At 61.3% G+C, this 26,856-nt stretch carries 25 protein-coding genes; 11 read left to right on the plus strand and 14 right to left on the minus strand.

Annotated features, from left to right (window positions below):
* Positions 1-56 precede the first annotated feature (56 nt).
* From panC to dksA, 9 genes are all read right to left on the minus strand, one after another.
* Positions 57-917 carry a pantoate--beta-alanine ligase gene (gene panC, locus RGM2987_RS05865; RefSeq protein WP_245139172.1) on the minus strand — a complete coding sequence of 287 codons (861 nt, stop codon included), beginning with the start codon at positions 915-917 and terminating at the stop codon, positions 57-59.
* The gene (panB, locus tag RGM2987_RS05870) at positions 914-1,714 is read right to left on the minus strand and encodes a 3-methyl-2-oxobutanoate hydroxymethyltransferase (protein ID WP_245139173.1); all 801 of its coding nucleotides are present in this window, start codon (positions 1,712-1,714) and stop codon (positions 914-916) included. The genes panC and panB overlap by 4 nt, the downstream gene beginning before the upstream one ends.
* Positions 1,715-2,151: 437 nt before the next feature.
* Positions 2,152-2,643, minus strand: coding sequence for a 2-amino-4-hydroxy-6-hydroxymethyldihydropteridine diphosphokinase (gene folK, locus RGM2987_RS05875; RefSeq protein ID WP_245139174.1), 492 nt, complete (start codon positions 2,641-2,643; stop codon positions 2,152-2,154).
* 3 nt (positions 2,644-2,646) lie between these two features.
* Positions 2,647-4,044 carry a polynucleotide adenylyltransferase PcnB gene (locus tag RGM2987_RS05880; protein ID WP_245139175.1) on the minus strand — a complete coding sequence of 466 codons (1,398 nt, stop codon included), beginning with the start codon at positions 4,042-4,044 and terminating at the stop codon, positions 2,647-2,649.
* An 819-nt stretch (positions 4,045-4,863) separates the two neighbouring features.
* On the minus strand, positions 4,864-6,306 hold the full coding sequence (locus RGM2987_RS05885) for a sigma-54 dependent transcriptional regulator (protein WP_245139176.1): 1,443 nt from the start codon (positions 6,304-6,306) through the stop codon (positions 4,864-4,866).
* 22 nt (positions 6,307-6,328) lie between these two features.
* The gene (locus RGM2987_RS05890) at positions 6,329-9,283 is read right to left on the minus strand and encodes a sensor histidine kinase (RefSeq protein ID WP_245139177.1); all 2,955 of its coding nucleotides are present in this window, start codon (positions 9,281-9,283) and stop codon (positions 6,329-6,331) included.
* Positions 9,267-9,443, minus strand: coding sequence for a hypothetical protein (locus RGM2987_RS05895; RefSeq protein WP_003176118.1), 177 nt, complete (start codon positions 9,441-9,443; stop codon positions 9,267-9,269). Before RGM2987_RS05895 ends, RGM2987_RS05890 begins: the two co-directional genes overlap by 17 nt.
* Before the next feature lie 77 nt (positions 9,444-9,520).
* Positions 9,521-10,411 carry a tRNA glutamyl-Q(34) synthetase GluQRS gene (gene gluQRS / locus RGM2987_RS05900; RefSeq protein ID WP_245139178.1) on the minus strand — a complete coding sequence of 297 codons (891 nt, stop codon included), beginning with the start codon at positions 10,409-10,411 and terminating at the stop codon, positions 9,521-9,523.
* 194 nt (positions 10,412-10,605) lie between these two features.
* The gene (gene dksA / locus RGM2987_RS05905; protein WP_003205639.1) at positions 10,606-11,049 is read right to left on the minus strand and encodes an RNA polymerase-binding protein DksA; all 444 of its coding nucleotides are present in this window, start codon (positions 11,047-11,049) and stop codon (positions 10,606-10,608) included.
* Between the two features lie 339 nt (positions 11,050-11,388).
* On the opposite strand from dksA, the gene RGM2987_RS05910 reads away from it, so the two are divergent.
* A complete protein-coding gene (locus tag RGM2987_RS05910; protein WP_245139179.1) occupies positions 11,389-12,561 on the plus strand; it encodes a pyridoxal phosphate-dependent aminotransferase in 1,173 nt (390 codons plus the stop codon).
* Positions 12,561-13,316 (plus strand): DNA/RNA nuclease SfsA, encoded by a 756-nt coding sequence (sfsA, locus tag RGM2987_RS05915; RefSeq protein WP_245139180.1) that lies wholly within the window; start codon positions 12,561-12,563, stop codon positions 13,314-13,316. The genes RGM2987_RS05910 and sfsA overlap by 1 nt, the downstream gene beginning before the upstream one ends.
* Here the strand turns inward: sfsA and RGM2987_RS05920 are convergent.
* From RGM2987_RS05920 to RGM2987_RS05935, 4 genes are all read right to left on the minus strand, one after another.
* Positions 13,272-13,589 (minus strand): Rieske (2Fe-2S) protein, encoded by a 318-nt coding sequence (locus RGM2987_RS05920; RefSeq protein ID WP_245139181.1) that lies wholly within the window; start codon positions 13,587-13,589, stop codon positions 13,272-13,274. The two genes, sfsA and RGM2987_RS05920, sit on opposite strands and share 45 nt — an antisense overlap.
* Before the next feature lie 337 nt (positions 13,590-13,926).
* On the minus strand, positions 13,927-14,199 hold the full coding sequence (locus RGM2987_RS05925; RefSeq protein WP_245139182.1) for a TfoX/Sxy family protein: 273 nt from the start codon (positions 14,197-14,199) through the stop codon (positions 13,927-13,929).
* Between the two features lie 229 nt (positions 14,200-14,428).
* Positions 14,429-14,770: a pentapeptide repeat-containing protein gene (locus RGM2987_RS05930; RefSeq protein ID WP_245139183.1), complete on the minus strand. Its 342-nt coding sequence runs from the start codon at positions 14,768-14,770 to the stop codon at positions 14,429-14,431.
* Positions 14,771-14,861: 91 nt separating this feature from the next.
* Positions 14,862-16,418 (minus strand): AAA family ATPase, encoded by a 1,557-nt coding sequence (locus RGM2987_RS05935; RefSeq protein WP_245139184.1) that lies wholly within the window; start codon positions 16,416-16,418, stop codon positions 14,862-14,864.
* 116 nt (positions 16,419-16,534) lie between these two features.
* Between RGM2987_RS05935 and mrcB the strand changes: the two genes are divergently transcribed.
* Genes mrcB through RGM2987_RS05950 form a run of 3 tightly spaced genes read left to right on the plus strand, consistent with a single transcriptional unit; the run spans position 16,535 to position 19,918 of the window.
* A complete protein-coding gene (gene mrcB / locus RGM2987_RS05940; protein ID WP_245139185.1) occupies positions 16,535-18,853 on the plus strand; it encodes a penicillin-binding protein 1B in 2,319 nt (772 codons plus the stop codon).
* Between the two features lie 16 nt (positions 18,854-18,869).
* Positions 18,870-19,589: a hypothetical protein gene (locus tag RGM2987_RS05945; protein WP_245139186.1), complete on the plus strand. Its 720-nt coding sequence runs from the start codon at positions 18,870-18,872 to the stop codon at positions 19,587-19,589.
* Positions 19,589-19,918, plus strand: a complete 330-nt coding sequence (locus RGM2987_RS05950; RefSeq protein WP_245139187.1) for a YqcC family protein — start codon at positions 19,589-19,591, stop codon at positions 19,916-19,918. The genes RGM2987_RS05945 and RGM2987_RS05950 overlap by 1 nt, the downstream gene beginning before the upstream one ends.
* Positions 19,919-19,924: 6 nt before the next feature.
* On the opposite strand, the gene RGM2987_RS05955 is transcribed toward RGM2987_RS05950, so the two are convergent.
* The gene (locus RGM2987_RS05955; protein ID WP_245139188.1) at positions 19,925-20,350 is read right to left on the minus strand and encodes a DUF4124 domain-containing protein; all 426 of its coding nucleotides are present in this window, start codon (positions 20,348-20,350) and stop codon (positions 19,925-19,927) included.
* Between the two features lie 401 nt (positions 20,351-20,751).
* On the opposite strand from RGM2987_RS05955, the gene RGM2987_RS05960 reads away from it, so the two are divergent.
* The 6 genes from RGM2987_RS05960 (at position 20,752) to msrQ (ending at position 26,731) form a co-directional block, all read left to right on the plus strand.
* Positions 20,752-22,476, plus strand: coding sequence for an acetolactate synthase 3 large subunit (locus RGM2987_RS05960; RefSeq protein WP_245139189.1), 1,725 nt, complete (start codon positions 20,752-20,754; stop codon positions 22,474-22,476).
* Between the two features lie 2 nt (positions 22,477-22,478).
* A complete protein-coding gene (gene ilvN / locus RGM2987_RS05965) occupies positions 22,479-22,970 on the plus strand; it encodes an acetolactate synthase small subunit (RefSeq protein WP_003176102.1) in 492 nt (163 codons plus the stop codon).
* Between the two features lie 46 nt (positions 22,971-23,016).
* Complete coding sequence (gene ilvC, locus RGM2987_RS05970; protein ID WP_024779611.1) at positions 23,017-24,033, plus strand: ketol-acid reductoisomerase; 1,017 nt, start codon at positions 23,017-23,019, stop codon at positions 24,031-24,033.
* Between the two features lie 146 nt (positions 24,034-24,179).
* Complete coding sequence (gene pssA, locus RGM2987_RS05975) at positions 24,180-25,025, plus strand: CDP-diacylglycerol--serine O-phosphatidyltransferase (RefSeq protein WP_245139190.1); 846 nt, start codon at positions 24,180-24,182, stop codon at positions 25,023-25,025.
* Between the two features lie 75 nt (positions 25,026-25,100).
* Positions 25,101-26,111: a protein-methionine-sulfoxide reductase catalytic subunit MsrP gene (gene msrP, locus RGM2987_RS05980; protein WP_245139191.1), complete on the plus strand. Its 1,011-nt coding sequence runs from the start codon at positions 25,101-25,103 to the stop codon at positions 26,109-26,111.
* Positions 26,111-26,731, plus strand: coding sequence for a protein-methionine-sulfoxide reductase heme-binding subunit MsrQ (gene msrQ, locus RGM2987_RS05985; RefSeq protein ID WP_245139192.1), 621 nt, complete (start codon positions 26,111-26,113; stop codon positions 26,729-26,731). Before msrP ends, msrQ begins: the two co-directional genes overlap by 1 nt.
* The last annotated feature ends 125 nt before the right edge of the window (positions 26,732-26,856 follow it).

Consider the following 26,856-nt stretch of genomic DNA (forward strand, 5'->3'; position numbering starts at 1 on the left):
CGATTGACCCCCGCCGCTTTCGCGAGCAAGCCCGCTCCCACAGGGTTTCAGGTGACTCAGGCGGTGGCGTCGAGGTCCAGGTGCAGGTTGTCGATCAATCGCGTGGTCCCCAGGAAGGCCGCGACCAGGATCACCAGGTCGCGATCCTCCTGCGTTGCCGGAAGCAGGGTCCGGGCGTGGCGGATTTCCAGGTAGTCGGGGCGCAGGCCGGCGGCTTCGAGTTGCTGGAGCTGCCCGGCGACCAATGCCGGGTAATCGCGCTGGCCCTGGCGGATGGCCTCGGCGATCTGGCTCAGGCCGCGGTAGACCACGGGGGCGACGGCGCGTTGTTCCGGGCTGAGGAAGCCGTTGCGCGACGACAGCGCCAGGCCGTCGTCGGCGCGCACGGTCGGTTCGCCGATGATCTGGATCGGCATGTTCAGGTCATGGACCAGCGCGCGGATCACCGCCAGTTGCTGGAAATCTTTCTGACCAAACACCGCCAGGTCGGGCTGGACCATGTTGAACAACTTGCTGACCACCGTCGCCACGCCTTCGAAGTGCCCCGGCCGGCTGGCGCCGCACAGGCCTTCGGATAATTGCGGGACGCTGACCCGGGTTTGCCCGGCCATGCCGTCGGGGTACATCTCCTCGACGCTGGGCGCGAACAACAGATGGCAGCCGGCCTGAAGCAATTTCTCCTGGTCGGCTGGCAAGGTCCGGGGGTATTTGTCCAGGTCTTCGCCGGCACCGAATTGCAGCGGGTTGACGAAAATGCTTGCTACTACGAAGTCGGCCCGTTGCGCCGCCTTGGTCACCAGTGCCACGTGACCGCTGTGCAGGTTGCCCATGGTCGGGACGAAGGCGATGCGTTTGCCTTCGCCGCGGGCGCGGGCCACGGCGGCGCGCAGTTCGCGTACGGTTTTGACGGTATTCATGCAGAGAATCCGTGTTCGACGCCAGGGAAGGTGGCCGCTTTCACTTCGGCGACGTAGGCGCCCAACGCAGCCTGGATGCTGGTTTGGCCAGCCATGAAGTTCTTCACGAACTTAGGCACGCGACCGGTAATCGACAGCCCGAGCATGTCATGGAGTACCAGGACCTGGCCGTCGGTAGCGCTGCCCGCGCCGATCCCGATCACCGGGATGTTCACCGCCTGGGTAATTTCTTCCGCCAGCTCGCTGGGTACGCATTCGAGCAGCAACATCGCCGCCCCGGCTTGCTCCAGGGCAATCGCGTCGGCGCGCATCTGGCGTGCCTGGTTCTCATTGCGGCCCTGGACCTTGTAGCCGCCAAGGACGTTCACCGATTGCGGCGTCAGGCCCAGGTGTGCGCAGACCGGGATGCCGCGCTCGGCCAGCAGCCGGATAGAGTCGGCCAGCCACAGTGCGCCTTCGAGCTTCAACATGTGCGCACCGGCCTGCATCAGCAGGGCGCTGTTGGTCATGGTTTGTTCGAGGGTGGCGTAGGCCATGAACGGCAGGTCGGCGAGGATCAGCGCATCGGTGTTACCGCGTTTGACCGCGGCCACGTGATAGGCCATGTCGGCAGTGGTCACCGGCAGCGTACTGTCGTGACCTTGCAGCACCATGCCGAGGGAATCGCCCACCAACAGCACTTCGACACCCGCCTCGTTGCAAGCGTGGGCGAACGTTGCGTCATAGCAGGTCAGCATGGTGATTTTTTCACCTTTTTGCTTGAGACCTTGCAGCGTGGTCAGGGTAATAGCTGGCATGAAAAAGTCCTCTTCAGGCGCTCGTGAACTACTGCGAGTAACGCGCATGATTCGTCATTTATACAGGCGCACCCTCTATGTGTGGTGCTTGTAAGGCCTGGATTGCGCCCTTAAACGCCGCGTTGGCGGCAATGGGACGCCTATAGTCGTGAGGAGTACGGGGGAAGTCAATTGGATGTGTTACCGGCGGGTGTTACCGAAGTTACTGATGCGTTTCAGCGCAGAGTGTGGGAAGTCAGTGATGAAGATATCGTGCTGGCTGGCCCCTTCGCGAGCAAGCCCGCTCCCACAGAGGATCCTCAGCAGGCACGAGTTCCGGCTGCGACACAGGCCCCTTGTGGGAGCGGGCTTGCTCGCGAAGGCGGTCCGGCAGGCGACATCTTTGGTGAATGTAAAGCCATCATCGCGAGCAGGCTCGCTCCCACAAGGGGGCTGTGTCAGATAGGCGTAGGCGGCAAGCGTTCCAGGCCGACGAACGGACACGCCGCCAGCAGGTCCTTGAGCCGGCGCCCGTCGGCCAGGCGCAGGTCGGCGTGGGCCAGTTCCGCCAGTGGATAGAGGACGAAGGCCCGGGCCTGCATGTGGTAATGCGGGACTTTGAGGCGCGGCTCGTCGATCAGCCGATCTCCGTACAACAGAATGTCCAGGTCCAGGGTGCGCGGACCCCAGCGCTCCAGACGCTCGCGACCCTGCCCGGTTTCGATGGCTTGCAGTGCATCGAGCAGGGCCAGCGGTGCCAGTTGGCTGTCCAATGCGGCCACGGCATTGGTATAGCGCGGTTGGCCCGGCAGCAGGGAGTCGCTTTGATAAAACGCCGAGACGCCCACCAGCCGGGTGTCAGGCAGTTGCGCCAGCGCCTGGACGGCACAGCGCAATTGCTCGGCGGGCTCGGCCAGGTTACTGCCCATGCCGATGTAGACACGTTCCATCGGTTACTCGCCCGATTCGCTCGAAGCCCCGGCACGTTTACGCTTGGCGCCGCTGCTGCGACGGCGCTTGCGCGGGCCGCTGGCGCCATCATCCTTGCCGCTGAGCTCACGAATCATCTCGCGGCGCTCGCTGTCGTTGGCGTCCTGGTAATCGGTCCACCATTCGCCCAGGCCATCGGTCTGCTCGCCGGCGCTTTCGCGCAGCAGCAGGAAGTCATAGCCGGCGCGGAAGCGCGGATTGTCCAGCAGCAGGTCGGCGCGTTTGCCGCTGCGCCGTGGCAAGCGCTCCTGCATGTCCCAGATCTCGCGGATCGGCATCGTGAAGCGTTTTGGAATCGCGATGCGCTGGCACTGTTCGGCGATCAATTCGTGGGCGGCTTCCTGCATCGCCGGGATCGGCGGCATGCCGCGGTCCTGCAGGCGCAGCACCCGGGCTGGCAGGGCCGGCCAGAGCAAGGCGGCGAACAGGAACGCGGGGGTCACCGGCTTGTTCTGCTTGATGCGCAGGTCGGTGTTGACCAGCGCTTCGCTGATCAGGGTGTGGGTGTAGGTCGGATTGTGCTCCAGCGCCTCGGCACTGGCCGGGAACAGCGGGTCGAACAGTTGCAGGTCCACCAGCATCTCAAAGGTATCTGCCGCGTGGCCCGACAGGAATAGCTTGAGCACTTCCTCGAACAGCCGCGCCGAAGGGATTTCCCGCAGCATTGGCGCCAATTCGCGAATCGGCGCAGCGCTGTGTTTTTCGATGCCGAAGTTCAGCTTGGCGGCAAAGCGCACGGCCCGCAGCATCCGCACCGGGTCTTCCTGGTAACGCTGCTTGGGATCGCCGATCAGGCGGATCAGGTGATTGCGAATGTCGTGTACGCCATTGGCGTAATCGAGGATGCGCTCGCTGACCGGATCGTAATACAGGGCGTTGATGGTGAAGTCGCGGCGTTGCGCGTCTTCTTCCAGCGTGCCGTAGACGTTATCGCGCAGGATGCGCCCGCTCTCGTTGCGCGAAGACTGGTTGCTGTCTTCCTCTTCATCGTTTTGCGGATGATTGGCGCGGAAGGTCGCTACCTCGATGATTTCGCGGCCAAAATGGATGTGGACCAGCTTGAAGCGCCGGCCAATGATCCGTGCGTTGCGAAATTCGGCCCGTATCTGTTCCGGGGTGGCGCTGGTCGCGACGTCGAAATCCTTGGGGGTGATGTTGAGCAGCATGTCGCGCACGCATCCGCCGACCAGGTACGCCTGGTAACCGGCGCTCTGCAGGCGTTCGACGATGTTCACCGCATAACGGCTGAACTGGGCCTTTTGCAGGGAATGCTGGCCGCTGTTGAGCACTTCAGGCGTGCTGCGAATGTGTTGCGTACGACGCAAGGGAGAACGGAATGACTGGAACAGCTTCTTCAGCATGGGATGCACTGTTTGAAGGAATGTTCGGCCAAAAACGAAGAATGACCGCATGATGGGCGGGGATTCTAGCATTTAGTGGAGGGATGGTGTAGGACGCAGCGGTTTTGAGCTGCAAGCTTTGGCGACAAGCCCTGTAGGCGCAAAGGAATGCCAAATCACGGAAACCACAAGGGGAGCCGAAGCTCCCCCAGAATTAGTTGCGTGCTCTGTTTTTATTATGGTTTTCGGGCTTCTTGTTTTTGTTGAGTGCCCATGCCACGAGGTTTCCCTGCGTGACCCTCCCAATCGGGAGCCAAGAGCAAACGGATTGCTTTGGTCGCTGTGTTGCAGTGATCAATCGATCCAACCAGTTCAGGCATCTGTCTTGAGACAGTTTTTATTGTTCTCGGCCTGGTTGTGGGGCAAGCCCCAAATACAACGCCTCTCCAAAAGAATCAGTTAGCTGCGCCTCTCGCCGTCTTGTTTTTATTGTGCGTGAGTCGATTCGTCTTATTTTTATTGTCTTTTGCATTGCTTGTTATTGTTCTTGTACCAAAGCTATAGCAGGGTGCGTGCCAACTTTTGCCAGGCCCAGCGAAACCGGGGGTTCTATGGTTATAGCCATTTTTCCGAGGCGAAAAAAAGCCGGGGTTTCGTTACCGTAAACCCCGGCTTCTGTTACGTGAAAAAACTGAGGTAACAGTTTTTTCACATTGACTGCGTTACGCCAGTGTCCCTTTGTGGGAGCGGGCTTGCTCGCGAATACGCTGTGTCAGACACCGTCAATTCAACTGATACATCGCATTCGCGAGCAAGCCCGCTCCCACAATATCCACCCACTCAGCTTTCGCTGGCAACCCCGGTCTTGCGCCGTGGAATCCCCAGGCGCTGGCGGCGTTCCCACAGGCATTTGCGGCTCACGCCCAGCTTGCGGGCCAGTTCGGTCTCGGTCATGTGATCCTGGTGTTCGAGGACGAAATGCTGGAAGTAGTCTTCCAGGGATAGATCCTCGGTAGGTTCGTGACTGGTGTTGTTGGCGCCGCCGCCCTGTTGCGGGGCCAGGCCGATGAACTCATCGTCGTCCAGGTCGCCCAGCTCGATGTCGATGCCCAGCAGGTCGGCAGAGATTTCCGGGCTCTCGCACAGGATCACCGCCCGCTCCACCGCGTTCTCCAGCTCCCGGACGTTACCCGGCCAGCTGTAATGACGAATCGCCTGCTCGGCGTCCGGGGCGAACTTGAGGTCGGTGCGGTTGACCCGCGCGCTCTGGCGTGCGAGGAAGGCCTGGGCGATTTCGTTGACGTCCGCGCCACGCTCGCGCAAGGCCGGGAGTTTCAAGGCGATCACGTGCAGGCGGTAGTACAGGTCTTCGCGAAACTGGCCGATCTTTGCCAGGCTCTTGAGGTCACGGTGGGTGGCTGCGATCAGGCGGACGTCGACTTTCTGCGACTGTACCGAACCGACCCGACGGATTTCACCTTCCTGGAGCACCCGCAGCAAGCGTGCCTGGGCTTCCAGCGGCAACTCACCGATCTCATCGAGGAACAGCGTGCCGCCGTCCGCCGCCTCCACCAGCCCGGCGCGTCCGGCGCTGGCACCGGTGAACGCGCCTTTTTCGTGGCCGAACAGTTCGGATTCGATCAGGCTTTCCGGGATGGCCGCGCAGTTCACCGAGATCATCGGTGCCTTGGCCCGGCGCGACAGGTTGTGCAGGGCGCGGGCCACCAGTTCCTTGCCGGTCCCGGACTCGCCCTGGATCAGCACGTTGGAGTCGGTCGGCGCGACCTTGCGGATCTTGCCGTACAGGTCCTGCATGGGCGGGCAGGAACCGATGATGCCAATCTCGCCATTGCTGTTACCGGAACCGGCACCGGCTTTCGCCGAGGCCGCGACCTTGCCGTTCGTCGGCTCCGACGGGTTGCTGGCTGCCGTCTGGCGATCACGCAGGATGCGGGCCACGGCCTGGAGCATCTCGTCGTGGTCGAACGGTTTGGCGATGTAGTCCACCGCGCCCATTTTCATGGAGTCGACCGCCGAGCGCAGGCTGGCGTAACTGGTCATGATCAGCACCGGTGTGCCCTGGCCGAGCTTGATCAGCTCGGTGCCGGGCGCGCCGGGCAGGCGCAGGTCGCTGACGATCAGGTCGAACGTTGGGATGCTGAAACGCTCTTGTGCTTCCTGCACGGATCCAGCTTCGCTGACCTGGTACTGGTTGCGTTCCAGCAGGCGGCGCAAGGCGGAGCGGATAATTGTTTCGTCTTCGACGATCAAAATGTGCGGCATTGATTCGATTCTCTCGACGGTCTCAGTTCACAGCGGACGTCGCTTCGACATGACGCGGCAAGGTCACCCGGATACGGGTGCCGCGTTGGCCTTGAACATCGGCCGGGCTGTCGATGGTGATTTGTCCATAATGCTCTTCAACGATGGAATAGACCAGTGCGAGGCCCAGACCGGTGCCTTCGCCAGGATCCTTGGTGGTAAAGAAAGGTTCGAACAGTCGGTCCATGATGCTCTGCGGAATGCCGCTGCCCTCGTCCTCCACGATCAGGTCGATCGTGTGTTCGCTGGCTTCGCTCTTGACCCGTACCGCGCTGCCGGCCGGTGAGGCGTCGCGGGCGTTGGAGAGCAGGTTGATCAGCACCTGGGCGAGCCGCTGGGGATCGCCGTCGACCCAATGGTCCGGGTCGCACAGGTTGAAGAACTGCACTTCGAAATTGCGTCGGTTGAGCGCCAGCAGGCCAATGGCATCCTGAGCCACCTCGGCCAGACAGACGGGCTCGTCGTTGTGCTGGTGGCCGCCGGCATGGGCAAAACTCATCAGCGACTGGACGATGCGCGATACCCGGCGGGTCTGTTCGAGGATCTGGCTGCTGATTTCCGTCAACTCGCCGTCATCTTCGCGCTCTTCGCGCAGGTTCTGCGCCAGGCAGGCGATGCCGGTGATGGGGTTGCCGATTTCATGGGCGACCCCGGCGGCCAGCCGGCCGATACTCGCCAGGCGCTCGGAGTGCACCAGCTTGTCTTCGAGCATCTGGGTATCGGTCAGGTCTTCCACCAGCAGCACCAGGCCGCTGTTGCCCGGCGCCAGCGGCTCGTCGATGGCGGCCTTGTGCAAGTTGAGCCAGCGGGTCTGGCCGTCGATGGCCAGGTGTTGTTTGTGCAAATGCTCGTCCGGCAGGTCGATGAAGCCTTGCAGCAGGCCTTTCCACGGTTCGCCCAGGGTGCTCAGGCGCGAACCGACCACACGCTGGGCGGCGATTCCGGTCAGCTCTTCCATGGCCTTGTTCCACATCAGGATTTCCTGGTCCTTGGCCAGGGAGCAGACGCCCATCGGCAATTCCTGCAGGGTCTGGCGGTGGTAGCGGCGCAAGGCATCGAGCTCGGCGGCGAGGCCGGTGAGGCGCGAGTGGTAGTCCTCGAGACGGCTTTCGATGAAGTGGATGTCTTCGGTGACATAGTTTTCGCCGCCGGCCTTGTAGGGCAGGAATGTCTCGACCATGTCCTGGGCCACGCTGGGGCCCATCAGGCCGGACAGGTTGGCTTCGATCCGGTCGCGCAGGCGACGCAGGGCATAGGGACGGCGTTCATCGAAGGGCAGGTAGAGATCGCGCAAGGCCTGTTCGACTTCCTTCTGCGCGGCCTTGGCGCCCAACGGCTTGGCCAACTGCGTGGCGAATTCCTGGGGCGAGGCGGCATGCAGCTCGCGGCGTTGCGGGCGACGGACGTTGTCCACCGCACAAGCCTCGGCGGCGCTGGCCTCTTCGCTGCTGGCGTTGGTGAACAGCGAGATCAGGGTAAACATCAACACATTCGCCGCCAGCGAGGCGATGGCTGCCATGTGCCAGCTGGTGTCGTCGAGCACGTAGATCATGTTCAACAGCGGGATGTAGAAACCCTGCAGGTTGCCCAGCAGCGGCAACAGCATCGCCACCAGCCACACCAGGATCCCCGCCAGCAGGCCGGCGATGAAACCGCGGCGGTTGGCAGTCGGCCAATACAGCACCGACAGCACGCCCGGGAGGAATTGCAGGGTGGCGACGAACGCAACGATGCCCAGGTTAGCCAGGTCCTGACCGTCACCGAGCATCAGGTAGAACCCGTAGCCGGCCATGATAATCGCGACGATCAGCGCCCGACGGGTCCATTTCAACCAGCGATAGATATTGCCCTCGGCCGGTGGCTGATAGAGCGGCAGCACCAAGTGATTGAGGGCCATGCCCGACAGCGCCAGGGTGGTGACGATGATCAGCCCGCTGGCCGCCGACAGGCCGCCAACGTAGGCGAGCAAGGCCAGCGCCTGACTGTTGGCGGCGATGCCGATGCCGAGGGTGAAGTATTCGGGATTGGTGCTGGCCCCCAGCTTCAACCCGGCCCACAGGATCAGTGGCACCGCCAGGCTCATCAACAGCAGGAACAGCGGCAAGCCCCAGCTCGCACTCACCAGCGAGCGCGGGTTGAGGTTTTCGGTGAACGTCATGTGGTACATGTGCGGCATGACGATCGCCGAGGCGAAGAACACCAGCAGCAGAGTGCGCCACGGGCCTTCCTGCAATGGGGTGTGCAGGGCGGCGAGGGCGGTCTGGTTTTGCAGCAGCCACAATTCCAGTTGCTGCGGACCGTCGAACACGCCGTACAAGGCATAAAGCCCGACGCCGCCGATGGCGATCAACTTGATCACCGATTCAAATGCGATGGCGAACACCAGGCCTTCGTGTTTTTCCCGGGTGGCAATGTGCCGGGAGCCGAAGAAGATCGTGAACAGGATGATCAGCGCGCAGAAGCTCAGGGCCACTCGGTGCTGTACCGGTTCGCGGGTCAGGATACTGATGGAATCGGCCACGGCCTGGATTTGCAGGGCCAGCAAAGGCAATACCCCGACCAGCATGAAGATCGTGGTCAGCGCGCCGGCCCAGGTGCTGCGAAAGCGAAAGGCGAACAGATCGGCCAGGGACGACAGCTGGTAAGTACGGGTGATTTTCAGGATCGGGTAGAGCAGCACCGGCGCCAGCAGGAACGCTCCCGACACCCCGAGGTAGCTGGACAGGAAGCCATAGCCGTACTGATAGGCCAGGCCGACCGTGCCGTAGAACGCCCACGCGCTGGCGTAGACCCCCAGCGACAGGGTGTAGGTCAGCGGGTGACGGATGATCGCCCGGGGGATCATGCCCCGTTCGCTGATCCAGGCCACGCTGAACAGCACCGCCAGGTAGGCGGCGCTGATCAGGATCATCTGGGTCAGGCTAAAGCTCATCGGCATCTTTTTGGCTCTGCAGGATGAAGGTCACGACAATCAGGATCAGCCAGAGCAGATACGGCCGATACCAGGCACCCGTGGCATCGATCCACCAATCCATGATGGCCGGGGAGAACAGGTAAATCCCCACTACCAGGAGCAGGACCAAGCGATAGATGTACATCCCGGCCTCTCTTGTTTATCCGCGTGCCCGAAAACGTGCGGCGATGGTAACGGATGGGCGCCAAGCTGCAAGGGCCGTCAATGGATTTGCGCTTCCGGCAGGCTCAGTGTGCGCGGGATCCTCGATGCATCCCAGTGACGAATGCCCCAGGCCAGCAGTTCCCGTGGGCTGGCGTCGGTCAGTTCGGGGTTCGGTTGCTGGCCCAGTGCGCGCAGTGCCCGCAACAGTAGCGGCGTGGCCTGATCGGCTGCCAGCGGCGGTGAACGGTAGGACTTGCCCAGTTTCTGCCCGCCCGGTTGGGTGATCAACGGCACGTGCAGGTAGCGCGGTTGTGGTAGCCCGAGCAATTCCTGCAGGTACAGCTGGCGCGGCGTGGAATCCAGCAGGTCGGCGCCGCGCACGATATCGGTCACCCCTTGCCAAGCGTCGTCCAGCACCACCGCCAGTTGGTAAGCATAGAGCCCGTCGCGCCGGCGGATCACGAAATCGCCGGCCTCGCGGCCCAGGTGTTGGCGATATTCGCCCTGTACCCGGTCTTTGAAGTGATATTCCAACTCGGGCACCCGCAGGCGGATGGCAGCGTCTTCGGTGCCGTGTCCGGCGTTGCGGCACAGCCCTGGGTAAATTCCCTGGTACGCCTCCAGTTGCTTGCGCGAGCAGGTGCAGGCGTAGGCCAGCCCTTGGTTGAACAGCCGGGTGATCACCTGCTGATAGGCCTCATGGCGCTCGCTCTGGCGGACCATCTCGCCATCCCATTCGAACCCGTAGCTTTCCAAGGCCTTGAGGATCGCCGCCTGCGCGCCCGGTTCTTCCCGAGGCGGGTCGAGGTCTTCCATGCGCAACAACCAGCGTCCGCCCACGGCTCGGGCATCCAGGTACGACGCCAGCGCGGCGACCAGCGAGCCGAAATGCAGGTGGCCGCTGGGGGTGGGGGCGAAGCGGCCGATGTAGGAGGGCGTGGCAGTCATGGGTGAATGTTACCGGGCGAGTCGGGGGATGCGCATCTGTGGGAGCGGGCTTGCTCGCGAAGGCGGTGGGTCAGTCAATACAAATGCTGGCTGTTCCATTGCTTTCGCGAGCAAGCCCGCTCCCACAGGGGGACAGTTTCGGAAACAAAAAACGGAGCGTGTGAACGCTCCGTTTTCGTGACAACCCAGGCGATTTACTTGCCGACCTGTTTTTCCTTGATTTCCGCCAGGGTCTTGCAGTCGATGCACAGATCGGCGGTTGGGCGGGCTTCGAGGCGGCGGATGCCGATTTCGATACCGCAGGACTCGCACCAGCCGTATTCTTCGTCTTCGATCAGTTGCAGGGTCTTGTCGATTTTCTTGATGAGCTTGCGCTCACGGTCGCGGGCGCGCAGTTCGAGGCTGAATTCCTCCTCCTGGCTGGCACGGTCGGCCGGGTCAGGGAAGTTGGCCGCTTCGTCTTTCATGTGATCCACGGTGCGGTCGACTTCCTGCATCAAGTCCTGTTTCCACTTGTTCAGGATCTTGGTGAAGTGCGCGCGCATGGGGGCGCCCATGTACTCTTCGCCAGCTTGCGGGACGTAAGGCTCAAACCCGCTGAGCGACTGATTTTGATTTTGCTTTGCTTGGGTGGGCATGAATGGACCGCCTCTACTCTTGTAATCCACTACGCAGGATTGCTCCATCACCGACACCTGCCGGCCCTGCGGCTGCAAGCGGGCGAACTTACCAGATCAAATCGGGCCGCGCTACTCCCGGTTGTCGAGCCTGCGGCGGGCGGGGCTTTGTGACACATGGCCGGGTCTGGTTCGGTGTGGATGCAATCGTGCTCAATGCTTGATTCTAGTCAAGCCTGGGTCAATCGCCGGAGTCATTTCCAGTAATCCACCGGCTCAGACCGCTCGACGCTCGCGCTCGTTCCCGCACGGGTCCCTGACTTGGGTAGAATCGATTCTTTTTATGTTGAAGGAAGGCTAATGGCTCAGCCCTACAGTGCGCGCAGCCGCGCCATCGAACCTTTCCATGTGATGGCGCTGTTGGCCCGGGCCAATGAACTGCAGGCGGCGGGGCATGACGTCATCCACCTGGAGATTGGCGAGCCGGACTTCACCACGGCCGAGCCGATCATCCAGGCCGGCCAGGCGGCGCTCGCGGCGGGCAAGACCCGCTACACAGCGGCCCGTGGCATTCCCGAGTTGCGTGAAGCCATCGCCGGCTTCTACCAACAGCGCTATGGCGTCGACATCGATCCGCGGCGCATCCTGGTCACTCCGGGCGGCTCCGGGGCGCTGTTGCTGGCTAGCGCCTTGCTGGTGGACCCGGGCAAGCATTGGCTACTGGCGGACCCTGGTTATCCGTGCAACCGGCATTTCCTGCGCCTGGTGGAAGGCGCTGCGCAACTGGTGCCGGTGGGGCCGGAGGTGCGTTACCAGTTGACGCCGGACCTGGTAAACCGCTACTGGGACCAGGACACCGTCGGCGCGCTGGTGGCGTCGCCGGCCAACCCGACCGGGACGATTCTGAGCCGGGACGAGCTGGCGGGCCTGTCCAAGGCGATCAAGGGGCGTAATGGTCACCTTGTAGTGGACGAGATCTACCATGGCCTGACCTACGGCACCGACGCCGCCAGTGTGCTGGAGGTCGATGACGATGCCTTTGTCCTGAACAGCTTTTCCAAATATTTCGGCATGACCGGCTGGCGGCTTGGCTGGCTGGTGGCCCCTTCGGCGGCCGTCAGTGAGCTGGAGAAGCTGGCGCAGAACCTCTACATCAGCGCGCCAAGCATGGCCCAGCATGCGGCGCTGGCCTGTTTTGAACCTGCCACTATCGAGATCTTCGAGCAGCGTCGGGCCGAGTTCGCCCGGCGTCGCGATTTTCTGTTGCCGGCCTTGCGTGAGCTGGGCTTCGGTATCGCGGTGGAGCCGGAGGGGGCGTTTTACCTCTATGCCGACATCAGTGTGTTCGGCGGCGATGCCTTTGCGTTCTGCCAGCATTTCCTGGAAACCGAACACGTGGCATTCACGCCCGGCCTGGATTTCGGCCGCCATCAGGCCGGCCACCATGTGCGTTTCGCTTATACCCAGAACCTGGCGCGGCTACAGGAAGCGGTGGCGCGAATCGAGCGCGGGCTGCGGAGCTGGAAAGGCTGATGCGTTTCTCACCTGCGTTGGAAGAAGGCCGCCTGATTCGCCGTTACAAGCGTTTTCTTGCGGATATCGAGACCGTTCATGGCGAACTGCTCACTATTCACTGCCCGAACACTGGGTCGATGCTCAACTGCATGGCGGAGGGCGCGCGCGTCTGGTTCAGTCGCTCCAGCGACCCCAAGCGTAAGCTGCCGGGTACCTGGGAAATCGGCGAAACCCCTCAGGGTCGACTCGCCTGCATCAATACGGCGCGGGCCAACGCCTTGGTCGAAGAAGCCTTGCGCGCCGGGGTGATCAGCGAGCTGAACGGGTTCATTGGGCTCAGGCGTGAAGTGGCTTATGGTCAGGAAAACAGTCGTATCGATTTTCGCCTGGACTACCCGCACGGGTCGGCCTGGGTCGAAGTCAAGAGCGTCACCCTGGGGTTTGATGGCACCCACGTGGCGGCGTTTCCCGATGCGGTGACCCAGCGCGGGGCCAAGCATTTGCGCGAGCTGGCCTGCCTGGCCCGGGAAGGTGTACGGGCGGTGCAGTTGTATTGCGTGAACCTGAGCGGCATCGACGCGGTGCGCCCGGCACACGAAATCGACCCGGTGTACGCGGCGGCGCTGCGTGAAGCGGTAGCGGCAGGTGTGGAGGTGCTGGCCTACGGGGTGGCGCTGACACCCGAGCAGATGTGGGTGGACCGTGCATTGCCGGTACTGCTCGATCCGCTACCGCTCGACCCAGATGCCTTGCTCGTCCTCCCGGCTGTCTAGCGCCGCGAGGAATTGCCCGGAACAAGGGCCGGCCACGCATTCGCCGTTTTCGATCAGGAACAGTGCGCCGTGGGTGGCGCACTGGATCAGGCTGGCGCTGGGGTCGAGGAACTGGTCGGGTTGCCACTCCAGCGGCACGCCGCGGTGTGGGCAACGGTTGACATACACGTAGACCTGGCCTGCGCGCCGCACGGCCAGCAGCTTGCGCCCATCAATGTCGAAACCGCGACTGTTGTTGTCGGGCAGTTCGGCGTTGGTGCACAGAAATTTCATAGGCGTCTCGTGCTTATGTTCAATGAAACCCTGTGGGAGTGAGCAAGCTTGCTCCCACAGGGGCAGGCCTGACGGTCAAATGGAAACGCTGGTCGAGGATATCCGGCCTGGCGATTCCATGCCTCCCCCTGGTTTCCTACAAGCAAAAAAAGACCCGGCAAGAGCCGGGTCGAATAACCGTGATTAGCCTGATGAGGAGATATCTGAAAGTCCGAACCAAGGTCTGTTCAAATATCGACCAGTCTCGCGACTGGATGTGCTAATCATAGCGATTCTCATTACCAAGTCAAACATTGTTTTGCGATTTGTCGAAACAACAACGGCGCATCCCGCTGCGTCAGGCTTTGTGCCGCGTTGAAATAGCCTCCAGTTGTTTGTTCAGGGCTTCCTTGCGTTCGGCGGGAATGTCATTCCAATGCACGTCCATCAACGCGCCCTCAATCGCATACAGCAGGACCTTGGATGCCCGGAAGCCGCGAGTACGCACGGCGCGGTAGGCGTCAACCGCACCGAGCCGGCGTAGATCCGAAGCGCTGTGGATGCCCACGGCGTGCAGCCACTGGGCCGACGTCTTGCCCAGGTTTTTCAGGTGTTGCAGTTCATCATTCATCGAGCCTCCTTGCGACGGCCGACTGGTGCAATGGGCAAGCTTCTGAGCAGTGTAGCGGTCAGTAGGAAAAGCGTGATTCTTTGGTGGGATTCAACGCAAAAGCTTCTAATGCATTACGCACGATGGCAGATAGGGCGACAGGCAGTCTCATCCAGCGCAGGCGGGGGCGCTGGAGATCGGTGCGTTGCGTGGCAGGCCAGCTTGTTTGAGCCGCCCGCGTGCCAAAAGGTCAGCGGGTGCGGTAGCGCAGCCGGGTGCCGAAGTTCATCGACATCAGGATTTCGTCGGCCGACAGTTCGGGTGGGAAGTAAGCGCCGGAGATCTGCGCATGGGCCAGGCTTGCACCTTCCAGGGATGCTTTGCGGAAGTCGATGCCACGCAAATCGGCGGAGCGGAAGTAGGCGTCGCTGAAATCGACGTCGTCTGCGTTCAGTTCCCGCAGGTCAAGTCCACGAAAATCACCGCCGCGCATGTCGATTGGGCCTTGAGGTCGTTCGCTGTTGAAGCCTGCGATATCGTCTTTGCGCAGCAAGGCGTAAAGCGGGGTATTGAGAAGCTTGGGATGGCTCATGTCATAGCACCTGTTGGTTTTATGACGCCAGTATAGTGCCACTATTTGGTGGCCGTGAAGCCGGGCGTCGCTTCACGGCCGAAATAGTTATTTACAGGCCTGGCAGGCGCTGACGGATCTGCGCCACAACAACATCGAGGGTCCCGCTTTCGTTGGTCTGTACCCGTTTGCTGCAAAGGATTTCCGCCGGGGTGAGGGCTTCGCGGGTGGATTGTTGAGCAGCGATCACCGCCAGATTCGCATCGGACGGGTCTTTCTGGTCAGCCTGACGCTGGGCCAGTCGGTTTTCGATGACGGCTTGTGGTGCCTCGCAATCAAGGATCAGGAACGGCGCTCCCGTGGCTTCGGCAATCTTCGCGGCGGCGTCGCGTTGATCGCGCTTGAGGTAGGTGGCGTCAATCACCACCGGGAACCCGGCGCGCAGAATCACGTCGGCGACTTCATGCAGGCGGGCGTAGGTGGCGCTGCTGGCGTCGCTGCTATAAATGCCGGCTTGTGGATCATTAGGCACCTGTTGTGCGCCGAACAGGCGCTTGCGCTCTACGTCCGAACGCAGGCGGATGGCGCCCAGTGCTTCTACCAGACGCATTGCGACGTGACTTTTGCCAACGGCCGAAACGCCGTGGGTGATCGCCAGCAGGCGTGAAGGAATGGTGCTGTAGCTTTCTGCCAGGTTGGCGTAGTTGCGGTACTGGCGCAGAGTCGTGGCGCGCTGCACCGGATCGGCCTCGGCGGGCATGCTGAACAGCGCGATCTTGGCACGGACGAGGGCGCGGTAGGCTTTATAGAAGTTCAGCAGTTCCAGGCCTTGGTAGTCCCCGGTCAATTCCAGGTACTGGCTGACGAAGCGCCGGGCCAAGGACTTGAGGCCGCGGTCTTCGAGGTCCATCGCCAGGAACGCGGTATCGGCGTAGACGTCGGTGAAGCGGAACGGTTCGTTGAACTCGATGCAGTCGAAAATCACCACCTTGCCATCGATTACGGTGATGTTGCCCAGGTGAATATCGCCGTGGCATTCGCGGATGAAGCCTTCAGCCTTGCGCTGGATGAAAAGTGGCTTGAGGCGTTCGAAACTGCTCTCGGCCCAGGCTTGCAGCGCTTCGAGTTGCAACAGGTCAGCCTTGTCGTTGAGGAACGGACGGATCTGTTCGAAGTTCTGCAGCACCGGCGCCATCACGCTTTGCGGCGTGCCGGCGGAATTTTCAGTGGGTACCTGCGGCGTGGCGAGGTGGAATTGGGCGATCTGTTCGGCCATCTCATCGACGTGCGCGGTGGTCAGTTCGCCATTGGCTTGCAAGGTGCTGAGCAGTTGGCTCTGCGGAAACTGACGCATCTTCAGCGCGTATTCGATGGCCGGCCCGTCGCCACCCAATTGCGGAGCATCGACGCTGCCGGTCACCGGTAGCACTTCCAGGTACAGATCCTGGGTCAGGCGCTGGTTGAGGCGCAGTTCTTCGCCACAGAAATGCTGGCGTGCCTCAAGGCTGGTGAAGTCGAGAAAGCCGAAATTCATCGGCTTCTTGATTTTATAGGCGTAGGGGCCGGTGAGCACCACCCAGGAAATATGGGTTTCGATGACCTGGAACCCTTCGACGGGATGCGGGTAGAGGGCCGGGTTTTGCAGGGCAGCGATAAGGGATTGGCTCACGGGCGGTCCTTCAGGGTCTGGAAAATTCGAGGCCGTCATTATGGCGGCAAGCGAGGTTAACGCAAACCTCGCCGGCCTCATGTTGAACCACGACAAAGTGCGTATAATCCGCCGCCATGACTCGTACCCGATCCCCCCGTACCCCCAAGAAACCACCCGCCAGCCGCCTGCGGCCCTGGCTGGGCTGGGCCCTTAAACTCAGCCTGGTTGGCCTTGTCGTGCTCGCCGGTTTTGCGGTCTACCTCGATGCGGTGGTCCAGGAAAAGTTCTCGGGCAAGCGCTGGACCATTCCGGCCAAGGTTTATGCCCGGCCGTTGGAGCTGTTCGTCGGGCAGAAGCTGAGCCGCGACGATTTCCTGACCGAACTCGATGCCTTGGGCTACCGCCGTGAAAGCGTGGCCAACGGCCCGGGCGCAGCCTCGGTCAATGGCAATACCGTTGATCTCAATACCCGTGGCTTCCAGTTCTACGAGGGCATGGAACAGGCGCAACCGGTGCGGGTGCGTTTTTCTGGTGATTACGTAGCCGCGTTGACGGGGGCCAACAATGCCAGCCTGTCGGTGGTGCGCCTCGAACCGCTGCTGATCGGTGGCCTGTATCCCAAGAACCTTGAAGACCGGATCCTGATCAAGATCGACCAGGTGCCGCCGTTCCTGCTCGATACGCTGATCACTGTCGAAGACCGCGACTTCTATCATCACTTCGGCGTTTCGCCCAAGTCGATAGCCCGGGCGGTCTGGGTCAATACGTCCTCCGGTCACATGCGCCAGGGCGGCAGTACCCTGACCCAGCAGTTGGTCAAGAACTTCTACCTGACCAACGAGCGCAGCCTCACACGTAAACTTACCGAAGCCATGATGGCGCTGCTGCTGGAGTTGCACTACGACAAGCAGGAGATCCTGGAGGCGTACCTCAACGAGGTCTTCATCGGCCAGGACGGTCAGCGCGCGGTGCACGGTTTCGGCCTCGCCAGCCAGTTCTTCTTCAGCCAGCCGCTGTCGGAACTCAAGCTGCATCAGGTGGCGTTGCTGGTGGGCATGGTCAAGGGGCCGTCCTCCTATAACCCACGGCGTTATCCGGAGCGTGCCCTCGAGCGGCGCAACCTGGTGCTCGACCTGTTGCAACAGCAAGGCGTGGCGACCGCCGAGCAAGTCGAAGCGGCGAAGAAGATGCCGCTGGGCGTGACCAAGCGAGGCAGCCTGGCGGATAGCTCGTTCCCCGGCTTCATGGACCTAGTCAAGCGCCAGTTGCGTGAAGACTACCGCGACGAAGACTTGACCGAAGAAGGCCTGCGGATCTTCACCAGCTTCGATCCGATCCTGCAAATGAAGGCCGAAGCCTCGGTCGAGGACACCTTCAAGCGCCTTGGCGCGCGCAAAGGTGCCGATGAAGTCGAAGCCGCCATGGTAGTGACCAATCCGGAGACCGGCGAAGTCCAGGCCATGATTGGCAGTCGCCAGGCCAGTTTCGCCGGTTTCAACCGGGCCCTGGATGCGGTCCGGCCGATCGGCTCGCTGATCAAGCCGGCGGTGTACCTCACCGCGCTGGAGAAACCCAGTCAATACACACTGACCAGTTGGCTCTCGGACGAGGCGTTCTCGGTCAAGGGCGCGGACGGCCAGGTGTGGAAGCCGCAAAACTATGATCGTCGCTCCCATGGCACGGTGTTCCTGTATCAGGGGTTGGCGCATTCCTACAACCTGTCAACGGCCCGGCTCGGGCTGGAAGTCGGCGTGCCGAACGTGCTCAAGACCGTGGCGCGCCTGGGGGTAAGCCGCGAGTTGCCGGCGTTTCCATCGATGCTGCTGGGGGCTGGTGGCCTTGCGCCGATTGAAGTAGCGGCCATGTACCAGACCCTGGCCAACGGTGGATTCAACACGCCGATGCGCGGGATCCGCAGTGTGCTCACCGCCGACGGCGAGCCGCTCAAGCGTTATCCGTTCCAGATCCAGCAGCGTTTCGACCCGGCCTCCATCTATCTGATCCAGAGTGCGATGCAGCGGGTCATGCGCGAAGGCACCGGCAGCTCGGTCTATAACGTGCTGCCCCGGACCCTGAACCTGGCGGGCAAGACCGGCACAAGTAACGACTCGCGCGACAGCTGGTTCGCCGGTTTCAGCCAGGACCTGCTGGCCGTGGTCTGGCTTGGACGCGATGACAATGGCAAGACTCCGTTTACCGGCGCCACCGGCGCGCTGCAGGTCTGGACCAGTTTTATGCGCAAGGCCGACCCGTTGCCGCTGGACATGCCGCAGCCGGACAACATCGTCCAGGCCTGGGTCGACTCGCGCACCGGACAAGGTTCCGACGCCAACTGCCCGGGCGCGGTGCAGATGCCGTATATTCGCGGCAGCGAGCCACCGCCTGGTGCAGCCTGTGGTGGCCAGAATCCCGCCGAATCGGTGATGGATTGGGTCAAGGACTGGATGAATTAAGCAAAGAGGGTTTCACGTGAACAAGTGGTTGATTCCAGCGGTAACGGCCGTGGCGCTGCTCAGTGGTTGCTCCACCGTACAGCGCGGTTCGATTCCGGTCGTTGATTCCGGCACCGCCGTCTCCAACAGCGAGCGGATCTCGGCCAATGGCGGTTTCCGCCAGACGACCGTGAAGCGTCCGGCGCAGAACCAGGCCCAGGCGATCCCGCAGGGCGACAGCGGTGTGGTGGTGATGGTGCCGGGTGGCGGCGCCGCGACTTCGGCACCGATCAGCAGCACGCCGATCACGCCTGGCCCGATCACCCCAGGGCCGATCGAAACCTCGCCGATCGATCAAGGCAGCTACAGCATGCCGTCCACGCCGAGCAGTATCCCGCCAGCGAACTCGGGTGGCTTGTCTGCCGATGAGCAACTGGACGGCCCGGTTCTGGCGCTGCTGACCACTGCCCAACAACAACAGGCCGGTGGCGATCTCAATGGTGCGTCTTCCAGTCTGGAGCGTGCCCAGCGTGTCGCACCGCGCGAGCCGCAGGTGCTCTATCGCCTGGCCCAGGTACGCATGGCCCAAGGCGATGCGCCGCAGGCCGAACAGCTCGCCCGTCGCGGCCTGACCTTCACCAGCGGACGTCCGGCACTTCAGGCCAGCCTGTGGGAATTGATCGCCCAGGCCCGTGAGAAGCAGGGTGATTCAGCTGGCGCGGCCCTGGCCCGTCAGAAAGCCAAGGTTTCGCTCTGATGGATACGCGTTTTCCCCAAATCGCCGATCAGCTCTTGCTGATCGAGCGGGAACTGCGTGTCCAGGGTTGGTGGAGCGATCATTCGCCATCGGCCGAAGCGCTGGCCAGCGTCGAGCCGTTCGCGGTCGACACCCTGGACTTCGAGCAGTGGCTGCAATGGATCTTTCTGCCCCGCATGAAAGCCATCCTGGAGAACGACCTGCCGCTGCCCAACGCCTCCGGCATCCTGGCGATGGCGGAGATGGTCTATGCCCAGCGACCGGGGCAGGGCATCGAGTTGCAGCGGCTATTGTCGCAGTTCGACCGGTTGATCAGCAGCGCCAGCTGATCGTCATCACTGGCAGTTTTCCTCGATCTGCTTGCGGGTTTCATCGATCCGCTGGCGTCGCTGCTCGTCGCTGAGACGACGCATTTCCCCTTCCATGTCCTCACGTACCCTCGGGTTGTTCTGCAGTTGCGCCAGGTTGGTCCGGGCCTGCTCGCAGAACGCCTTGAGCTGTGCCTCCTGCTCGGCGACTTGCTTCTTGACCTGTTGATCGATCGCTTTCTGGTCACCAACGACCCCGCCGGACGGCGGTGGTGCAGGCTTGGCGGGGGCAGGCGGTGCGGACTTGATCACGGTTGCGGTCTCCGCGCCTTCGGGCGGCTGAGCCCCGAAGTGGGTAACGCCTTGGGCGTCCACCCATTTATAGACCTGGCCGGCCATGCACATCGGGCTCAGGCCAACCAGCAGGCCGGTGGTCAGTAGGAACATTCGCATGCTGTTTCCTTGTCTTGAGTTGCGCAATTGAAGCTAACACAGTTGGGCTTTAAAGGTTTTTTCTTGCGTTCTCATGCGCTTACTTCGAATAAAACACATAGACGACTTGACTTGCAGAGGGCGAAACAGAAGAATCCAAAGTCCGCTGTAGAGGGACTGCCAGAAGCAGGCCCACTCGGCAGATCATGAGGCGCATATCCGCGCCGACCTGTTACACCCGCAACGCGTTACCTCGCGCTGGGTGGGAAAGGCCCGCAACACTTGGGACGATCCCAATACTTGCTCAGTCAGTGCTGACGTAGTCGGCGACCACCGTCGCTCATGCTCTGCCGAGAAGTAAACCTATTAAGACCCGTCCCCTTTTTGTGGGTCGGTATTCTGGCGTTTTAGAGGTGAACAACGTGGAGCTTTTATCTGGCGGTGAGATGCTCGTCCGCTTTTTGCGTGACGAAGGCGTCAAATATATCTATGGGTACCCCGGTGGTGCTCTTCTTCATGTCTATGATGCCCTGTTCAAAGAACCGGAAGTGACCCACATCCTGGTTCGTCACGAACAGGCCGCGACCCACATGGCTGACGGCTATGCCCGTGCCACCGGCAAGGCCGGCGTGGTCCTTGTGACATCCGGCCCTGGCGCCACGAACGCCATCACCGGTATCGCCACCGCGTACATGGACTCCATCCCGATGGTGATCATCTCTGGCCAGGTGCCCAGCACCATGGTCGGCACCGACGCGTTCCAGGAAACCGACATGATCGGTATCTCCCGGCCGATCGTGAAACACAGCTTCATGATCAAGCACGCGTCGGAAATCCCGGAAGTGATGAAGAAGGCCTTCTACCTGGCTGAATCCGGTCGTCCGGGCCCGGTGGTGGTCGATGTCCCGAAAGACATGACCAACCCGGCCGAGAAGTTCGAATACATCTTCCCGAAGAAAGCCAAGCTGCGTTCCTATAGCCCGGCCGTACGCGGTCATTCGGGGCAAATCCGCAAAGCGGCCGAAATGCTGCTGGCGGCCAAGCGCCCGGTGCTGTACTCGGGCGGTGGTGTGATCCTCGGTGGCGGCTCCGCGCAGCTGACCGAGCTGGCGAAAATGCTCAACCTGCCGGTCACCAATACCCTGATGGGCCTGGGTGCCTATCCGGGCACCGACCGCCAGTTCATCGGTATGCTCGGCATGCACGGTAGCTACACCGCCAACCTGGCGATGCACCATGCCGATGTGATCCTGGCGGTTGGCGCGCGTTTCGACGACCGTGTCATCAACGGTGCGTCGAAGTTTTGCCCGAACGCCAAGATCATCCACATCGACATCGATCCGGCGTCCATTTCCAAGACCATCAAGGCCGACGTGCCGATTGTCGGTCCTGTCGAGAGCGTGCTGACCGAAATGGTCGCCATCCTCAAGGAAATCGGCGAGACCCCGAACAAGGACGCGGTGGCCAGTTGGTGGAAGCAGGTCGATGAATGGCGCGGCGATCGTGGACTGTTCCCTTACGACAAGGGCGACGGTAGCGTGATCAAGCCGCAGACCGTGATCGAGACCTTGTGCGAAGTGACCAAGGGCGATGCCTTTGTGACCTCCGACGTGGGCCAGCACCAGATGTTCGCCGCGCAGTACTACAAGTTCAACAAGCCCAACCGCTGGATCAACTCCGGTGGCCTGGGCACCATGGGCTTCGGTCTGCCAGCGGCCATGGGCATCCAGTTGAGCTTCCCGGATGCCGACGTCGCCTGCGTCACGGGCGAGGGCAGCATCCAGATGAACATCCAGGAGCTGTCCACCTGCCTGCAATATGGCTTGCCGGTGAAGATCGTGATCCTGAACAACGGCGTGCTGGGTATGGTTCGCCAGTGGCAGGACATGAGCTACGGCAGTCGCCACTCGCATTCCTACATGGAGTCGCTGCCTGATTTCGTCAAGCTGGCCGAAGCCTATGGCCACGTTGGCGTGCGCATCACCGAATCGAAGGATTTGAAGTCGAAGATGGAGGAAGCGTTCGCCATGAAGGATCGCCTGGTCGTGATCGATATTTCGGTCGACACCAGCGAGCACGTCTACCCGATGCAGATCAAAGACGGCTCCATGCGCGATATGTGGCTGAGCAAGACGGAGCGTACCTAATCATGCGACATATTATTTCCCTGCTTCTGGAAAACGAACCGGGCGCTCTGTCTCGTGTTGTAGGCCTGTTCTCGCAGCGCAACTACAACATCGAGAGCCTGACCGTGGCGCCAACCGAAGACCCGACCCTGTCGCGTCTGACGCTGACCACTGTGGGTCACGATGAAGTCATCGAGCAGATCACCAAGAACCTGAACAAGCTGATCGAGGTGGTCAAGCTGGTGGACCTGTCGGAGAGCGCCCACATCGAGCGTGAACTGATGCTGGTCAAGGTCAAGGCCACCGGCGCCCAGCGCGCCGAGATCAAACGTACTACCGATATTTATCGTGGGCAGATCGTCGATGTCAGCGCCAGCGTCTATACCGTTCAGTTGACCGGTACCAGCGACAAGCTCGACAGCTTCATCCAATCGATCGGCACTGCCTCGATCCTGGAAACCGTACGCAGTGGCGTCACCGGGATTGCCCGTGGCGACAAAGTACTGAGCATCTAAACCAAATTAGCGAATGGCCTGAACGGCCGGATAGAGGTGAAATTTCATGAAAGTTTTCTACGATAAAGACTGCGACCTGTCGATCATCCAGGGCAAGAAAGTCGCCATCATCGGCTACGGCTCCCAGGGTCACGCCCAAGCGTGCAACCTGAAGGATTCCGGCGTTGACGTAACCGTCGGCCTGCGTAAAGGCTCGGCCACTGTCGCCAAGGCAGAAGCCCATGGCCTGAAAGTGGCTGACGTGGCTTCCGCTGTTGCCGCGGCCGACCTGGTCATGATCCTGACCCCGGACGAGTTCCAGGGCGCACTGTATCGCGACGAAATCGAACCGAACATCAAGAAGGGCGCAACCCTGGCCTTCTCCCACGGCTTCTCGATCCACTACAACCAGGTCGTGCCTCGCGCTGACCTGGACGTGATCATGATCGCGCCGAAGGCTCCGGGCCACACCGTGCGCTCCGAGTTCGTCAAGGGTGGCGGTATCCCTGACCTGATCGCGATCTACCAGGACGCCTCGGGCAACGCCAAGAACGTGGCCCTGTCCTACGCGGCTGGCGTCGGTGGCGGTCGTACCGGCATCATCGAAACCACCTTCAAGGACGAGACCGAAACCGACCTGTTCGGCGAGCAAGCCGTTCTGTGCGGCGGTACCGTCGAGCTGGTGAAAGCCGGTTTTGAAACCCTGGTTGAAGCCGGCTACGCGCCAGAAATGGCTTACTTCGAGTGCCTGCACGAACTGAAGCTGATCGTCGACCTCATGTATGAAGGCGGTATCGCCAACATGAACTACTCGATCTCCAACAACGCTGAATACGGCGAATACGTGACCGGCCCGGAAGTCATCAACGCCGAATCCCGTCAGGCCATGCGCAACGCCCTGAAACGTATTCAGGACGGCGAATACGCCAAGATGTTCATCAGCGAAGGCGCCACCGGCTATCCTTCGATGACCGCCAAGCGTCGTAACAACGCTGCCCACGGCATTGAAATCATCGGTGAGCAACTGCGCTCCATGATGCCTTGGATCAGCGCCAACAAGATCGTCGACAAAGCCAAGAACTGAGTCGCGAGCTTGATCGAAAAAAACGCGGCCTTGGCCGCGTTTTTTCGTTTGGGGGGCGGGTTCTGGTATAAAGCTGCATCGTTTGCGGCCGAACCGTCGTCCCAGACGCCTGTCGAATTTTTTCACACCGTTGCAAGGTACTGTCCATGAGCGAACGTCCCGAAGAGCCGAACCAGGCTCCTGACGCCGAAAGCCTGCTGCCCATCGATGAGCACGTCGAAGAAGGCCATGACGCTGAAGGCCGTAAGGTCCGGCATCGTGGCATCTATCTGCTACCAAACCTGTTTACCACTGCGAACCTGTTCGCCGGCTTCTATTCCATCATCAGCTCCATGAGTGCCCAGGCTGCGTTGAGCGCCGGCGATGGCGCGGGGGCGAGTCGCTACTTCGCCTTCGCCGCCATTGCGATCTTCGTTGCCATGGTGCTCGACGGCCTGGACGGGCGTGTTGCTCGCATGACCAACACCCAGAGCGCATTCGGCGCCGAATACGATTCGTTGTCCGACATGGTCGCCTTCGGCGTGGCGCCTGCCTTGCTCGCGTTCGGTTGGGCGCTGGGGGACATGGGCAAGGTTGGCTGGATGGTTGCCTTCATCTATGTCGCAGGCGCGGCGTTGCGCCTGGCGCGTTTCAATACCCAGGTCGGCAAGGCTGACAAGCGTTACTTCATTGGCCTGGCCAGTCCGGCTGCGGCGGGTGTCGTGGCGGGTGTCGTCTGGGCGTTCAGCGACTATGGCATCCAGGGTTCGAAGATGTCCTTCCTGGTAGCGCTGCTGGTGGCGGCGGCCGGGATGTTGATGGTCAGCAACATCAAGTACAACAGCTTCAAGGAGCTGGACTTGAAGGGGCGTGTGCCGTTCGTTGCGATTCTGGCGGTGGTGCTGGTGTTTGCCGTGGTTTTCAGCGATCCACCGCGTATCCTGCTGCTGGTGTTCCTCGCGTATGCCGCTTCCGGACCGGTGCAATATCTGCTGCGTCTTCGCCGACGCTAAATGTTGCCTTAATGTAATTTCCCCCATACTCCGCAGTCTATTGGTGCATCTGCCCTCCAATGCTGCGGAGTCGTCATGCTGATCAAGATCCCCAAGTCGTCCGACTGCTCAGAGTCGGACGTCACGCCTGAGTCCCTCTATCTTTCCCGTCGGCAGATGCTCGCCGCCAGCGTGGCTGGTGTGGCGATCAGTGGCCTGCCGCGCTGGGCCGGTGCTGCCGATGCAGCGCGGTACGCCGATGTCGAGCCTGGCAAGGCGCCGTCCTGGTTTGCCGAGAAGCTGCTGTCCACTCGATGGGGCGCCATGACGGTCAATGAGCCCATCACGCCGTTCAAGGACGCCACTCACTACAACAACTTCTATGAGTTCGGCACTGACAAGGGGGATCCGGCCGCCAATGCCGGCTCCCTGAAAACCGAACCCTGGAGCGTGGTGGTCGATGGGGAAGTGGCGAAGCCGGGGCGCTACGGCCTGGAAGATTTCATGAAGCCATATCAGTTGGAGGAGCGGATTTACCGACTGCGCTGTGTTGAAGCCTGGTCGATGGTCATCCCGTGGATCGGCTTTCCTATCTCCGCGTTGCTCAAGCAGGTCGAGCCAACCTCCAAGGCCAAATACATCCGTTTTGAAACCTTGCAGGATTCGAAGGTCATGCCGGGACAGCGCTCGGGGTTCGCCTTGATCGACTGGCCCTATGTGGAAGGCTTGCGATTGGACGAGGCGATGAACCCGTTGGCGATCCTGGCGGTAGGGATGTACGGGCGGGAGCTGCCGAACCAGAACGGCGCCCCGTTGCGGTTGGTGGTGCCGTGGAAGTACGGGTTCAAAAGCGTGAAGTCGATTGTGCGCATCAGCCTGGTCAATGAGCAGCCGAAAACCACCTGGCAGAGCATTGCCTCTGATGAGTACGGTTTCTATGCCAACGTCAATCCGACGGTCGATCATCCGCGCTGGACCCAGGCCCATGAGCGTCGTTTACCAAGCGGGCTGTTCAGTCCCAATGTGCGCGATACCCTGATGTTCAACGGCTACCAGGATGAAGTTGCTTCTTTATATGCGGGGATGGATCTCAGGAAGGACTACTGATGCGTTTTCCTCTGTGGCGGATCGGCGTCTTCATTGCGGCGGCGGTCTGGCCGATGCTCTGGCTCTATCAGGCGCTGATGAATGCGCTGGGACCTGACCCGGGCAAGGTGTTGGTGGATCGGCTTGGATTGGGGACGCTGATTTTGTTGCAGGTCACGTTGAGCATGACGCCACTACAGAAACTGACAGGGTGGGCGGGCTGGATTGCAGTCAGGCGCCAGTTGGGGTTGTGGTGCTTTGCCTATGTGGTCCTGCACCTGGGAGGGTACACCGCTTTTATATTGGGATTCGATTGGTCACAGCTGGGAGTCGAATTGAGCAAGCGGCCTTACATCATTGTCGGGGTGCTTGGATTTCTCGGATTGCTGGCGCTGGCGCTCACTTCCAATCGTTATAGCCAGCGGCGACTGGGTGGACGCTGGAAGAAACTGCATCGCCTGGCTTATCTGATCCTGGGCCTCGGGTTGCTGCATATGCTGTGGATCGTGCGTGCGGATCTACAGGAGTGGGCGATATATGCCTCTATAGGTGCTGTGCTGTTAGTGCTGCGGCTCCCGCCGATTGCCCGACGGATCCCGCGTTTAAAGGGCAGGAAAGTAACTTCTGCAACAAAAGTGTAATTAAGGGTTGACGGCAGATTTCAGGTGTCTATAATTCGCCCCACTTCCGGCGCAGTCGAAACGGAAAACTCCTTGAGATTCAACGAGTTGCGATGTTTTCGACAGCGACCTGCTTCAGTTCATCG

The organism is Pseudomonas sp. RGM2987, from assembly GCF_022952855.1.
Lineage (GTDB): Bacteria > Pseudomonadota > Gammaproteobacteria > Pseudomonadales > Pseudomonadaceae > Aquipseudomonas.

What these genes read in the sequence shown, in the direction of transcription:
- panC (WP_245139172.1), bottom strand. Translation starts at nt 917, where the DNA reads ATGAATACCGTCAAAACCGTACGCGAACTGCGCGCCGCCGTGGCCCGC.
- panB (WP_245139173.1), bottom strand. Translation starts at nt 1,714, where the DNA reads ATGCCAGCTATTACCCTGACCACGCTGCAAGGTCTCAAGCAAAAAGGT.
- folK (WP_245139174.1), bottom strand. Translation starts at nt 2,643, where the DNA reads ATGGAACGTGTCTACATCGGCATGGGCAGTAACCTGGCCGAGCCCGCC.
- RGM2987_RS05880 (WP_245139175.1), bottom strand. Translation starts at nt 4,044, where the DNA reads ATGCTGAAGAAGCTGTTCCAGTCATTCCGTTCTCCCTTGCGTCGTACG.
- RGM2987_RS05885 (WP_245139176.1), bottom strand. Translation starts at nt 6,306, where the DNA reads ATGCCGCACATTTTGATCGTCGAAGACGAAACAATTATCCGCTCCGCC.
- RGM2987_RS05890 (WP_245139177.1), bottom strand. Translation starts at nt 9,283, where the DNA reads ATGCCGATGAGCTTTAGCCTGACCCAGATGATCCTGATCAGCGCCGCC.
- RGM2987_RS05895 (WP_003176118.1), bottom strand. Translation starts at nt 9,443, where the DNA reads ATGTACATCTATCGCTTGGTCCTGCTCCTGGTAGTGGGGATTTACCTG.
- gluQRS (WP_245139178.1), bottom strand. Translation starts at nt 10,411, where the DNA reads ATGACTGCCACGCCCTCCTACATCGGCCGCTTCGCCCCCACCCCCAGC.
- dksA (WP_003205639.1), bottom strand. Translation starts at nt 11,049, where the DNA reads ATGCCCACCCAAGCAAAGCAAAATCAAAATCAGTCGCTCAGCGGGTTT.
- RGM2987_RS05910 (WP_245139179.1), top strand. Translation starts at nt 11,389, where the DNA reads ATGGCTCAGCCCTACAGTGCGCGCAGCCGCGCCATCGAACCTTTCCAT.
- sfsA (WP_245139180.1), top strand. Translation starts at nt 12,561, where the DNA reads ATGCGTTTCTCACCTGCGTTGGAAGAAGGCCGCCTGATTCGCCGTTAC.
- RGM2987_RS05920 (WP_245139181.1), bottom strand. Translation starts at nt 13,589, where the DNA reads ATGAAATTTCTGTGCACCAACGCCGAACTGCCCGACAACAACAGTCGC.
- RGM2987_RS05925 (WP_245139182.1), bottom strand. Translation starts at nt 14,199, where the DNA reads ATGAATGATGAACTGCAACACCTGAAAAACCTGGGCAAGACGTCGGCC.
- RGM2987_RS05930 (WP_245139183.1), bottom strand. Translation starts at nt 14,770, where the DNA reads ATGAGCCATCCCAAGCTTCTCAATACCCCGCTTTACGCCTTGCTGCGC.
- mrcB (WP_245139185.1), top strand. Translation starts at nt 16,535, where the DNA reads ATGACTCGTACCCGATCCCCCCGTACCCCCAAGAAACCACCCGCCAGC.
- RGM2987_RS05950 (WP_245139187.1), top strand. Translation starts at nt 19,589, where the DNA reads ATGGATACGCGTTTTCCCCAAATCGCCGATCAGCTCTTGCTGATCGAG.
- RGM2987_RS05955 (WP_245139188.1), bottom strand. Translation starts at nt 20,350, where the DNA reads ATGCGAATGTTCCTACTGACCACCGGCCTGCTGGTTGGCCTGAGCCCG.
- ilvN (WP_003176102.1), top strand. Translation starts at nt 22,479, where the DNA reads ATGCGACATATTATTTCCCTGCTTCTGGAAAACGAACCGGGCGCTCTG.
- ilvC (WP_024779611.1), top strand. Translation starts at nt 23,017, where the DNA reads ATGAAAGTTTTCTACGATAAAGACTGCGACCTGTCGATCATCCAGGGC.
- pssA (WP_245139190.1), top strand. Translation starts at nt 24,180, where the DNA reads ATGAGCGAACGTCCCGAAGAGCCGAACCAGGCTCCTGACGCCGAAAGC.
- msrP (WP_245139191.1), top strand. Translation starts at nt 25,101, where the DNA reads ATGCTGATCAAGATCCCCAAGTCGTCCGACTGCTCAGAGTCGGACGTC.
- msrQ (WP_245139192.1), top strand. Translation starts at nt 26,111, where the DNA reads ATGCGTTTTCCTCTGTGGCGGATCGGCGTCTTCATTGCGGCGGCGGTC.